The sequence below is a fragment of the Curvibacter gracilis ATCC BAA-807 genome (genome assembly GCF_000518645.1).
GTDB classification, from domain to species: Bacteria; Pseudomonadota; Gammaproteobacteria; order Burkholderiales; family Burkholderiaceae_C; genus Curvibacter; species Curvibacter gracilis.
Genome location: NZ_JADZ01000053.1, coordinates 1 through 12462, shown reverse-complemented (window position 1 = coordinate 12462; position 12462 = coordinate 1). Strand labels below are relative to the sequence as shown.

The following is a 12462-nucleotide window of genomic DNA, read 5'->3' as shown; positions in this document are numbered from 1 at the left end:
TGGTGGAGGCCACAAACACGCCCTCGTAGCTTTCCATCTGGGTCAGCATCTCGTTGACCTGTGACACCTCCCAGCTCTGGCCCACGGCCTGGCGGTCGCGCAAAAAGCCGTCCACCTCGTCGATCATCAGCACCGCGCCATCGTTGGCCGCCTGCCGAAACGCCCGGGCGATGCGCTTTTCGCTCTCGCCCACGTATTTGGACATCAGATCCGAGCCGCGCTGCACCACCAGCGGGCGGTCCAGGGCCTGGGCCAGCCAGCGGCCGTAGGCCGACTTGCCCGTGCCCGGCGGGCCCCACAGGCACAGCCGGGCCGACTGCGCCTGGCGCAGCCCGGCCAGCACTTGTTGCAGATCTGCGTCGGCGTGAAGAAAAGCGGGGTCGAAGTGGTCCAGCAGATCGGCAGCGCCCGCCGCCGGCGGCAGGGGATGGCCTTGGGCCACCAAGGTGTTGCCTACCAGCATTGCAAAGGCATCGCTGGGGCTCAGGCCGTTCAGGCCCGCCCCCACTGCGCACACCACCGAGGCGGCGCGGGCCGCCACGGCGGGCGCCAGGTGCGGCAACTGGGCCAGGCGGGCCGTGGTGCGTGCGTCCACCAAGGGCCCGCAGGCCTGGGCCAGCAGTTGCTCGCGCCGAGCACGCGGCGGCACGGGCATCTCAAAAATCATGTCAAAGCGCCGCGCAAAGGCCGGGTCCAGGTCGTCGATCGAATTGGACAGCCACAGCGTGGGCAGGCGGCCTTCTTCGAGCAAGGTGTTGACCCAGGCTTTGCGGCCACTGGCCACGCAGGCTTCAAAGCCATCAGCCACAAACACGTCTTCGGCTTCATCGAACAGCAGCAAGGCCTGCTGTTGGCCATAAGCGCATTGCGCGGCGCTCAGCGAGCGCAGGCGTTTTTCGCCCGAGTAGACCCGGCCATTGGGGTCTTCGCTGACCACCTCGAACAAGGGGCAGCTCAGGGCATGGGCCAACACCCGGGCCAGCTCGGTCTTGCCCACCCCCGGCAGGCCATGAACCATGATGTTGATGCCCCGCACCCGCTGCGCCAGGCCGTGGCGCAGGTACGGCAGCAGCACGGCCAGTGGACGCTGCAGGTGCTCAAAATCGGCCAGCGACAGGCTGGGCGGCGGTGCGGGTCGGGCCACGATCTTGAAAATATCGGTCAGGCAGGCGTCCGGGCTTTGCAAGGCTTCGGCCAAGGCGTCGTTCAGCAGCTCCAGCTTGGCTTTGAGCTGCCGGGAGCCGCCCGTTGCCACGCTCACCAAATCGGATTGAAACAAGGCCCCCTGCCCTTGCAAGACGGCCTGCAGATCAGCGCGGCGCAGGCCCAGAATGACCGACAGGGCAGCCAGCAACTGCGGTTGATTGAACTCGCCCAGCAGATCGGCGCAGTCGTCCAGCACGCGGCTGGAGTGCAGCAGGCAGGTGAACTCGAGCACCCGGCACTCCACCGGGCTCAGCTGGATCAGGGCGGCCAGGGCCTGCACATTGCGCGCCAGGGCGGCCGGCACACGCAACTCGCCGGCGCGGCGTTCGAGGGCCGCGTGGCCGGCCTGCAACTCGCGCAACACCTGCGCGGGCGAAAACTCGGTTTCCTTCAGCACGTACATGCCCAACCCCAGGGCGTGGGCCACGCCGTCGTCGCTCAGGCCACGCGCCTGGATCAGGTTGCGATGGCCTTTGAGGTGAATCACCATCCGAAACATCCACAAGCGCACAATTCGAGGAACAATGGTGTGTGTGGTGGGATAGATGGCAAAGTTGAGAGACATGAAGGTGTTTTTCTGAAATGCGAGCCCAGTCAGTGTCCCCAGCCTCACGAAAAAAACAGACGCATCAGGGAGTAGGCAACTTGGTTCATCGGCTTTTGATACCGTGCGTCAGCTTTTGTCGCACCCGGGCTTTACGCTGATGGCATGACCACAGCCCACACCCCCTCCCCCGGTTTGAACCCTGCACAGCTGCCTTATGGCCTGGGTGCCATTTTTGGTGCCCTGGTGGGCGATGCCGCCGGCTCCACGCTCGAATTTCTGGGGCACACGCCCCGCCCCGATGAGGTGGCCCATGCCCTGGGCATGGTGGGCAGCCGGGTGTTCAACACCGCCCCCGGCCAGATCACCGATGACGGCGAGATGAGCCTGGCGCTGCTGCAGGCCCTGAGCGGCCAGCCGCGCTACAACGCGGCCAGGGTGGCCCATGCCTACCGGGCCTGGTATTTGTCTGAACCTTTTGACGTGGGCTTTGCCACCTCCAGTGCGCTGGGCGAAGGCCAGTTGGACGACCCGCACCTGGCCCAGTTGCTGGTGCGCAACGCCGCCGTGCACAACTCGGCCTCGCAGGCCAATGGTTGCCTGATGCGGGCCTCGCCCCTGGGGGTGTGGGCCGTACGCGTGCGCCCCGAGGTGGCGGTAGACGCTGCCCTACAAGACGCCCGCCTCACCCACCCCCACCCCTGCTGCCAATGGGCTTGCGCCGCCTATGTGCTGGCCATACGGCACCTGGTGATGAACCCCGGCGACCACAGCGGGGCACTGCGCCAGGCCAGCGATCTTCTGACCATGCACGAAGACGCCCCGGCCGAGGTGGCCCACTGGCTGGCCCAGGCCCAAAACCAGCAACTGCCCAACTGCCAGCACAACGTGGGCCATGTGCGCATCGCCTTCATCCTGGCCTTTGCCCACCTGGCCCGCAACACCGCCTTTGAAACCGCCTTGAGCGAAGTGCTGGCCGCCGGGGGCGATACCGACACCAATGCCTGCATCACCGGCGGGCTGATCGGCGCCTGCCAAGGGGTGGATGCGATTGCCCCGGCTCAGCGCAGCGCCCTGCTGGCATGCGACACCAGCCTGGGTCGACCCCGCCCAGACTGGCTGCGCACCATCGATCTGCAAACGATGGTGCACAAGCTCATGACGCCAGCTCCCCTGGCCTGATCTGACACTCCTTGAACAGCCCCTATGAAACACAGCGTTGCCAACCGCATCATCAGCCTGCTGCCCGTCAAACCTGAGCAGGCCAAAACCGCGCGGGCCATCGGCCAGCTTTACTACGGTCTGGATGAAGGGGCGGACGAAAGCCTCAGCACCGCGCAGATCCGCACCATCCAGCGTTATCTGCTGATTTTGACGAAAGGCCAGGGTGGCGAGCCCGACCTGCCCGCCAGCGTCTCGCCCATCGAGCGCGTGGACGACGGGGGCGAGTACCGCTACTACAAAAAGCTGTCGGACCTGGCCTTGTGGCAGATGAGCAGCGAAACCGCCCTGAACCTGCTACTGGCGCAAAACCTGGTCAGCACGCCCCTGCGCCAGAGCGCCGACCTGAGCGCCTCGGGCATGGTGGACGTGGCGCTGGAAGTGACGGCCGCCTCGCCCCAGCTCAAACGCCTGCGCGACCGCATCCGCCTGGTCAGCGACGGCTTTGGCCGCCAACCCGCCACTATCCGACCCGAGGTGCTGCAACAGGTGTTGTATGGCATCAAGCACCAGTACCAAGTGGTGTTCAGCTACAAGAACTCGCAAGACTACGAAACCCGCCGCCAGGCCAGCATCCAGGGCCTGGTGGCCAAGGATGGCAGCCTGTACATGCTGTGCACCGAGAGCTTTGCCGACCGCCCCCGCCACTTCGCCCTGCACCGGGTGCAGGAGCTGAACGTCAACCCCAAGGCACCGGCACTGATCCAGTCGGGCTTTGATCTGGATCGCTACATCGCCGACACCAACCAACTCAGCCACCAGATCGGCGAGCAAAGCCGCATCGAGCTGGAACTGCGCGTGGCCCCCGAAACCATCTACCACTTCAAAGAGCGCCCACTGACGGCCGACCAGGTGATCACCGAACCCCAAGGCGACGACCCCTGGTTCCGCGTGCGGGCCAGCCTGCCCGTCACCATGCTGCTGGTGCCCTGGCTGCTGGGCATGGGTGGCTGGATCGAGGTGGTGGGCCCGGCCTCGGTGCGCGACGAGATGAAGGCCCGCCTCAGCAAGGCCCTGGCGCACTACGAGTGAGACGCACAGCGCTCAAACAAGCGTCCAATTTTGTCGCATGGCCGGTGGATGATCGGGCCAGCGACGCAGTTCACATCTTCTTTCACCCCTGAAAGGTTCAGTTCATGAGGCCCATCCAGATCCTTGAGCAAAGCGAAGCCAACGAGGGTGACCAAGTCGTGTTGTCCAACGTGACCTACCGAGACAGCGCCCCGTTCTCAGGCGTGTTCAACCTGACTTTCTACGACCACCTGCCCGATCAGCGGGCGCCGTTTTACCAGACCTCGCAAGAGGGCCCCTGGAGGGTGGATGTGTTTTGCAAGGTAGAGGGCGAGTGTGTTGACGATGAAACCATCATCACGCTGCAACTGACCCAGTACCCCTTCGTGACGCACATCGTTCCTGGTAGCGGTCTGGAAGCGGTGCGCAAGATCGGCTGGGTGGCCTAAGACCGCGCAGGTCACACACCCAGGCCCTGTGTTTCAAGCCCCCCGCTTGAACCTCAAAACCCCAGACACCCCACCCGGACTCGCACCATGCACATCACCTTCGGCCTGAGCCTCGATGCCCGCCAGGGCCCCTCACCCGACAACAGCTTCAACGCCCCCCTGCTGGGCCGCATGGGCTTTTTGTCGCTGCTTGAAACCTACCTGGGCCTGGCCCAGCCCGAAGTGGCGGCGGCGCAGCGGGTGACCCTCTACCTGGGCCAGCTGCAACAACACGACCACGGCAACCGCTTTTACAGCGCGTCGCTGCAGACCGACAGCGTGGGCACCGCGGCCCAGCTGCTGGCCTGGCGCGAAGAGTGGCTGCTGGGCGGCTGGCAGGGTGACGCCCAGGCGGGCCAGCCCGCCCGCCTGCTGGATCTGGCCGCGGTCGAAGCCACTGCGGCGGCGCTGATGCCGCCCGGCGAGGCCACGCGCCTGGTGCGGGTGGAGCAGGTGCTCAAGGCCACCGGCCCCGGCCCGATCACCGGCGTCACGCTAGTGGACCCGCTGGACGAGTTTCCGCTGCTGTGGCGCCGGGTGCTGGCCTGCCTGCCCGCGGTGCAGGTGGCCCTGCCCACACCGCAAGGCAGCGGCGCCCTGCGCGCCCTGCAAGAGAAAGCGCTGCGGGTGATGGCCGGGCAAGAGCCCCCCAGCGCCCTGCCCCGCATCACCGATGGCAGCGTGCAACTGGTGCGGGCCCTGACCGCCACCACGGCCGAGCGCTGGCTCAGCGCCCACACCGCGGCGCTCCCGGGCGACCGTTTGGTGCTGGCCGAAGAGCGGGGCGACTCCTTGGATGCCAGCCTGCGCGTGAGCGGCGGGGTGAACTGTGGGTTTGAAGAGCCCAGTACCCTGCGCCCCGCCCTGCAGGCCCTGGGCCTGGCCCTGGAGATGTGCTGGGCCCCGCTGGACATCCACCGCCTGCTTGATTTTCTGAGCCACCCCGTGGGCCCTTTCAGCCGCCGCGCCCGCGCCCGGCTGGCCGCGGCCGTGGCCGAGCAACCCGGCATTGGCGGCAGCGCCTGGCAAGCCGTCAAAACCCAGCTGGCCACCGAAGACGGGGGCGCGGATCGCCTGCTGGAGATTGAATTCTGGCTGGAGGGCGAGCGTTGGCCGCGCCAGCAAGGCGCCCCGGTGCAAGCCGTGCTGGCCCGCGTGGGCCGGCTGCAGGACGTGCTGCGCCGGCGCCTGTCGGGCCAGGCCGCCGATGCCGCCACCTACGCCCCGGCCTACCGCCAGTGCACCGCCGTGTTCGACAGCCTGAGCGAAATGGCCCGCCAGGGCGTGGCCACCCTGCTGCCGCGCGACATCGAGCAACTGCTGGCCCAGGCCACGCCGGCCGGTGCCGGCAACCCCCATGCCGCAGCCCAGGTGGGCTGCCTGCGCTCGGCCCGCAGCGCCGCCGCCTGCATCGAGCCGGCCGACGAGCTGATCTGGTGGATGCCCGCCAGCCCGGTGCTGACCCGGCCCCTGCCCTGGTCACCCGCCGAGGTGCAGGCCCTGCAGGCGCTGGGGGTGCAGCTGCGCGACCCGGCCCAACAACTGAAGGCCCTGTCGCTGCAATGGCTGCGCCCGCTGCTGGCGGCCCGCCAGCGCTTTGTGCTAGTGCTGCCGCCCCCCGGCCACGAGGTGCACCCGCTGCGCCAGTTGCTGCAACTGCTGGACCCCAGCCTGGAAAGCACCGCGATCGACCTGGAGGCCTCCGCCGCCGCGCTGCGGCAGGTGGGCCTTTGCCAGCGCGTGCCCGACCAACCGCTGCCCCAGGTGGGCCCCCAGATCCTGCTGCCCCAGGGCGTGAACCTGGCCGATCAACAGCGCCCCCAGTCGTACACCGCGCTGAACGACCTGTTCAATGCCCCGGCCCTGTATGCCCTCAAGCGCCTGGCCCGCCTGAAGCCCGCCACCACCCTAGCGGCCGAAGAAGACAACCGCCTGCTGGGCATCCTGGCCCACCGCGTGATCGAGAAATTGTTTGACCGGCCCGACGCCCTGCGCTGGCCTGACGATCAGGCCCTGGCCTGGTTCCACGGCCAGCTCGACGAGCTGCTGCGCACCGAGGGCGCCGTGTTGCTGATGCAGGGCGCCGGCATGAGCCTGCAACATTTTCAGCGCTGCTGCGAGCGGGCCATCACCCGCCTGCTGGGCCACCTTCGCGCCGCCGGCGCCGTGCAGGTGCAAACCGAGGTCGAGTTCAAGGGCACGCTGCAGGCGCAGCCTCAGCCCGTGCCCCTGACCGGCAAGATCGACCTGCTGGTGACCCTGCCCGGCGATCGCCAGGTGGCGCTCGACATGAAATGGGGCAGCGAACGCCGCCATGCCCAGATGCTGCAAGAAGGCGCCCCACTGCAACTGGCCCTATACGCCAACCTGATCGAGCAGCAAACCGGGCGCGCCCCGGTGGCCCTGGGCTACTTCATTCTGGGGAGCGGGGCGCTGTATGTCTCGCAGCCCGGGGTGTTTCCGCAAGCCCAACTCAAACAGGCTCCGACAGACCAGACCGTGACCCACCGGCTGGATGAGGCGCGGGCCACCTGGCAGTGGCGCGCCGGCCAACTGGCCGATGGGCAGATCGATGTTGTACCCACCAAGCCGACCGACGACGACCAAGGCCCTGAAGGCACCCTGCCCGTGAAAGGCCCCAGCCCCTGGGACCGCGACCACCTGATCCTGCTCGGAAACTGGGAATGAACAACACCATGAACATCGAATTCATCAGCGCCGGTGCCGGCAGCGGCAAAACCTACAAGCTCACCCAAACCCTGGCCCAGGCGCTGGCCGATGGCAGCGCCCGGCCCCACGCCGTTCTGGCCACCACTTTCACCGTGAAGGCCGCCACCGAACTGCGCGAACGCGCCCGCGCCTGGCTGCTTGAGCAGGGCCGGGTTGACCTGGCCACCGCCATTGGCCAGGCCCGCCTGGGCACCGTCAACAGCGTGTGCGGGCAGATGCTGCAACGCTTTTGCTTTGAGCTGGGCCTGTCGCCTGACCAGACCGTACTGGGCGAGGGCCAGGCCAAGCGCCTGCTCACCGCCACGCTGGGCGAAACCCTGGACGCCGAGGGCCAGCAAGAACTGCTGCACCTGACACACCGCCTGGGCATTGAGCAGGAGGATTGGGCCAACACCCTCAAAGCGGTGGTGGATGCGGCCCTGGCCAACGACATCGCCCCTGCGGCCCTGCGCCCCATGGGCCTGCGCAACGCCGAGCTGATGCTGGCCCACTGGCCGCAACCCACCGCCGCAGGCACCGACCCCACCGCCACATTGACCGATGCGCTGGGCGACGCGCTGCAAGCCGTGTCGAAGATGGTGGAGGCGCAAAAGGCCGCCGGCGCGGCGGTGGCCCAAAACCTGCAAAACGGCCTGGGCGATCTGCAACGCCTGGAGCGCGCCTTCCGCGAAGGCCACTGGAGCTGGCCCGACTGGCTGGCCGCCGCCGGGTTGAGGGCCGGCACCCCGGTCGAGCACCTGCTGTCAGCCGTCAAAGAAGCCGCCCAGGCCCACGAAAGCCACCCGCAGTTTCACGCCGATGTGCGCCAATACCTGCAACGGGTGTTCGAGATCGCCGCCGAGGGCCTGGGCGCCTATGCCGAAGCCAAAAAAGCCCTGGGCGCGGTCGACTTCAGCGACCAGGAGGTGCTGCTGCTGCGCACTATCCGCCACAACGCCAGCGTGCGCCAAGCCCTGGCCGCCGAGCTGGACCTGGTGATGGTGGACGAGTTTCAAGACACCAGCCCGCTGCAACTGGCCCTGTTCATTGAGCTTGCCCGGCTGGCCAAACGCTCGATCTGGGTGGGTGACCCCAAGCAGGCCATTTATGGCTTTCGTGGCACCGATGCCCGCCTGATTGCGGGCGTGCTGCAGGCCATCCCAGGCTGGGGTGGCACCGTGGGCCAGGCCCTGACCCAGTCACGCCGCTCCACCCCGGCCCAGGTGTGCTTGAGCAACGCCGTGTTCGGCCACGCCTTTGAGCCCGAACTGAGCGCCGAGCAGGTGTGCCTGAGCGCCACCCGGCAAGACATTGCGGGCCAGACCGCGCTGCTGAACTGGCAGTTTGGCAGCAGCAAAAAAGAAACTGACTACCTGGGCCTGGGCCAGGCCGTGCGCGAACTGCTGGCCTCGGGCCTGCAGGTGCCCGACCGCCACAGTGGCAAGTTGCGCGCGCTGCAGCCCGGCGACGTCGGCATTCTGTGCAGATTCAATGACGAGGTGGACCTGGCCGTGGCCTCGCTCACCCACTGGGGCATTGCCTCGGCCAGCCCACGCGCCGGCCTGCTGGGCACGGCCGAGGCCCTGTTTGTGCTGGCCTGCCTGCGCCGCCTGCACGACCCGAGCGATACCGTGGCCACCGCCCTGGTGCTGAGCCTGGCCGACGGCACCCCCGTGGACCAATGGCTGCCCGATCGCCTGGCCCACCTAGCGCAAGACGGAGCCCAAGCCCACGCCTGGAAAACCCAGGGCGACGCCGCCCACCCCCTGCTGGCCCGGCTGGAGGCCCTGCGCTCCCAACTGACCGCCCTCACCCCGCGCGAGGCGCTGCGCCTGGCCGCAGCCGAATCGCAGGTGGCTTGGCACGCGGCGCAGTGGTCCAGCACGCCCCACCAGGCGCACCACCGACTGGCCAATGTGGAGGCCCTGCTCACGCTGGCCCAGGGGTTTGAAGACGAGTGCGCCGCCGCCAAGCGCCCGGCCACCGTGGGCGGCCTGCTGCGCTGGCTGGCCGGGGTGGCCGAGGCCGGCGATGACGAACGCGCCGCCACGGCCGACAACGCCGTCAGCGTGCTCACCTACCACCGCGCCAAGGGCCTGGAATGGCCCGTGGTGGTGCTCAGCTCGCTGGGCGCCACCGCGCGCAGCGCACTCTGGAGCGTGCGCGCCCGCACCGACGGCGACTTTGACCCCACCCAGCCCCTGGGCCAACGCTTTGTGCACTGCTGGGTGCCCACCTGGGGCAAACGGAAAAAGCCCCAGGCCGCCGTCAATGCCGAAGCCAGCCCCCTGGGGCTGGCCATGCAAAACGACGCCCTGACCGAGAACAAGCGCCTGCTCTACGTGGGCCTGACCCGCGCCCGCGACCTGAACGTCCTACTGACCTTTGCCCGCAAATCAGGCCCGGCCTGCGGCTGGGTGGACGAAATCCCCGGTGCCAGCGCCATTTTGTTTGCCGACAGCAACCCCCACTACCAGTTGCCCAACGGCCAGGCTTGCCCCCGCGTGGCCAAAACCTGGAGCGCCGAAGACTGCGCCCAGCGCAACGCGACCCCGGCTACCGAAGAACGCTACGGCTTCAAGCCCCGCCCACGCACCGAGGCCGCGCCGCTGTGGTTCAACCCCAGCAGCGCCGAAAGCCCCGAGGGCAGCACCCCCTTCAGCGTGACCGAAACCACACCGGTGGGCGTGCGCATCGCCCTGGCCGGCCAGCCCGACATGGCCGCGCTGGGCACCGCCCTGCACCTGTGCATTGCCCGCATCGCCACTCTGAGCCGGCTGGAGCCCACCGAGGTGGCGCACATCCTGCGCCAGTGGGGCGTGGCCAACGCCGTCACCCAGGCCGCCGTGGAGGCTCAGCTCAAGGCCTTCAGCGACTGGTGCCAGCAGCGCTGGCCCGGCTGCCCCCGCCTGGTCGAAGTGCCCCTGGAAGCCACCCGCCCCGACGGCACCCGCCTGCGCGGCCGCATCGACATGCTGATCCAGACCCCGCAGGGCTGGGTGCTGATCGACCACAAATCCAACCCCGGCGGCAGCGCCCGCGACGAAGCCCTGGCCCAGGAGCACGGCCCCCAACTGGCGGCCTACGCCCAGGCCCTGCAGGCCAGCACGGGGCTGCCGGTGCTGGAGCAGTGGCTGTATTTGCCGGTGGGGGGGCGGGTGCTGCGGGTGGATTGAAATCTTTCTGCTCTGATCACCAAGGAGTTCAAGCGCCTCAAAGCCTTTCTCGACAAGAGCCAATCCACGCTGCTGGAAGAAGGCAGCTCGGATGTGCTGCTGGTGGGGCTTTTGAAAAATCGCCTGGCCAAGGTGTTGGCCAATCACCCGATGGGCCGGGGCCTGGGGCGGCCCAGCCGTCTGGCGCAAATTGCAGTGGCCTACCGCCGCATTGGCGAAGAGGCTTAGGCAGGGGCCACAGCGCCCCGGACCAAAGCGACGCGTTTTGTCGCCCTCCTGCGGACAATCAGGTGCAGCAGTCCCCAAGGAGAGCGCACCATGCCACGCCGAATTTCCCGCCGCACCCTCGCTTCGTTTGAAGAAGTCCCCAGCATCGTCCGCTTGTGGATGTACCGTCTGGTGCTCAATCTGCAGGGGCACCGCATTCTGCTGACCCCGCACGGCTTCAGCAACGATGGGGTAGCGCATGCCCTGGGCTTGAGCCCCTGGGTGAACGAGCGCCGCGAATTTGATGCCGAGCTGATTTTGCAAGACCTGCGGGCCAGGCAAGCCGTGCTGGAGCGGCGCTCGGCGCGCCCGGAGGCGCCCCCCGCCATGGTGCGCAACGTGCAGGCCCTGGCCGACCTGATTGATCTCAACCCGGTGGAATGCCGGGTGCTGGAGTTTGTGTGCCTGCTGCACAGTTCGCGCGTGCTGGACGACTGCGCCGACTTGCTGGGGATGGTGACCCATGCCCGCCTTGCCGATATTTTGGCCGAACTGCTGGGCCTGCCTGCCAGCGGCATCCGGTGGGCCCTGAGCCCACAAAGCCAGCTCACACAGTCAGAGTTGGTGTCGGTGAACCGCACGGGGGCCGATCGTTTGCAGTGCAAGTTCAGCCTGTTGTGCAACACCTTGTCCGAGGCCATTCAGATGCCGGGAGCCTCGGTGGCCGACCTGTTCAGGTATGTGGCGCAGCCCGCCGCGCCCAGCGCCTTGAGCCTGGGCGATTTTGAGCACATCCAGGCCCAGACTTCGGTGCTGATCCCGTACTTGCAGTATTGCCTGCAAAAGCGCAGCACAGGCGTCAATATCATGATTCACGGCCTGCCCGGCGTGGGCAAGACCGAGTTGGCCCGCCTGCTGGCCCACACACTGGGCTGCACGCTGTTTGAAGTGGTGAGCCAGGATGCCGACGGCAGCCCGCAACCCGGGCAGATTCGTTTGCGGTCTTTGAAGGCTGCGCAGCGCATTTACCGCAAAAGCCAGGCGCTGGTGTTGTTTGACGAGGCCGAGGATGTGTTCGCCAGCGACATCATGACCCCCAGCGTGGCCGGCAAACGCAAGGCCTGGGTAAACAGCCTGCTGGAGGATGCGCCCACCCCCACGCTTTGGCTGTCCAACTCGATCGATGACCTGGACCCGGCCTTTGCGCGGCGCTTTGACATGATTTTTGAGATGCCCGTGCCGCCGCGCTCGCGGCGCGAGCAGCTGCTGGCCCACGCCTGCGGCTCGCTGGTGGATGCACGCACCACGGTCCGCCTGGCCCAACTGCCGCACCTGGCGCCCGCCGTGGCGGCCCGGGCGGCCTCGGTGGTGCGTGCGGTGGGCGGGCAACTGCAGCAACACACGCCCACCCAGGCGTTTGAGATGCTGGTGCGCAACACCCTGCAAGCCCAGGGCCACGCCCTGCCTGCCCCAGCCGGGGGCACCCAGGAGCTGCCCGAGCACTACGATCCGGCATTCATCCACGCCGACGCCGATCTGCAGCAAGTGCTGGCCGGGCTGCGCCAGGCGCAGTCGGCCCGGCTGTGCCTGTGGGGCCCGCCGGGCACGGGCAAGTCAGCCTACGGCCGCTGGCTGGCCCAGGCCCTGGACCGCCCGCTGGTGGTGCAGCGCGGCTCGGATCTGATGTCCAAATACGTGGGCGAGAGCGAAAAGCGCATCGCCCGGGCGTTTCGGCAGGCGGCCAACGATGGCGCGGTGCTGATGATCGACGAGGTGGACGGCTTTTTGCGCGACCGCCAGACCGTGGGCCAGAGCTGGGAGGTGTCACAGGTCAACGAGATGCTGACCCAGATGGAAAGCTACGAGGGCGTGTTTGTGGCCTCCACCAACCTGATGGACG

The 12462-nt window shown here is 67.8% G+C and carries 7 protein-coding genes; 6 read left to right on the top strand and 1 reads right to left on the bottom strand.

The window, feature by feature from the left end:
- On the bottom strand, positions 1-1696 hold a 1696-nt coding region (locus L880_RS0124990), incomplete at its 3' end, for an AAA family ATPase (protein WP_027477958.1).
- A gap of 219 nt (positions 1697-1915) precedes the next feature.
- Here L880_RS0124990 and L880_RS0124985 point away from each other — a divergent pair.
- From L880_RS0124985 to L880_RS33560, 6 genes are all read left to right on the top strand, one after another.
- Entirely contained in the window at positions 1916-2932 is a 1017-nt protein-coding gene (locus L880_RS0124985) for an ADP-ribosylglycohydrolase family protein (protein ID WP_084461659.1), read from the top strand.
- Between the two features lie 24 nt (positions 2933-2956).
- On the top strand, positions 2957-4003 hold the full coding sequence (locus L880_RS0124980) for a helix-turn-helix transcriptional regulator (RefSeq protein ID WP_027477956.1): 1047 nt from the start codon (positions 2957-2959) through the stop codon (positions 4001-4003).
- Positions 4004-4107: 104 nt separating this feature from the next.
- A complete protein-coding gene (locus L880_RS0124975) occupies positions 4108-4431 on the top strand; it encodes a hypothetical protein (RefSeq protein WP_027477955.1) in 324 nt (107 codons plus the stop codon).
- Positions 4432-4518: 87 nt separating this feature from the next.
- Positions 4519-7158: a PD-(D/E)XK nuclease family protein gene (locus L880_RS33565; protein ID WP_084461657.1), complete on the top strand. Its 2640-nt coding sequence runs from the start codon at positions 4519-4521 to the stop codon at positions 7156-7158.
- Positions 7155-10355, top strand: a complete 3201-nt coding sequence (locus L880_RS0124965) for a UvrD-helicase domain-containing protein (protein ID WP_027477954.1) — start codon at positions 7155-7157, stop codon at positions 10353-10355. Before L880_RS33565 ends, L880_RS0124965 begins: the two co-directional genes overlap by 4 nt.
- A 318-nt stretch (positions 10356-10673) precedes the next feature.
- A partial coding sequence (locus tag L880_RS33560; protein ID WP_043330610.1) for an AAA family ATPase occupies positions 10674-12462 on the top strand: 1789 nt, incomplete at its 3' end.

Bases quoted from the DNA above. Each gene is read 5' to 3' on its own strand.
- L880_RS0124980 (WP_027477956.1), top strand. From the start codon at position 2,957: ATGAAACACAGCGTTGCCAACCGCATCATCAGCCTGCTGCCCGTCAAA.
- L880_RS0124965 (WP_027477954.1), top strand. From the start codon at position 7,155: ATGAACAACACCATGAACATCGAATTCATCAGCGCCGGTGCCGGCAGC.
- L880_RS0124975 (WP_027477955.1), top strand. From the start codon at position 4,108: ATGAGGCCCATCCAGATCCTTGAGCAAAGCGAAGCCAACGAGGGTGAC.
- L880_RS33565 (WP_084461657.1), top strand. From the start codon at position 4,519: ATGCACATCACCTTCGGCCTGAGCCTCGATGCCCGCCAGGGCCCCTCA.
- L880_RS0124985 (WP_084461659.1), top strand. From the start codon at position 1,916: ATGACCACAGCCCACACCCCCTCCCCCGGTTTGAACCCTGCACAGCTG.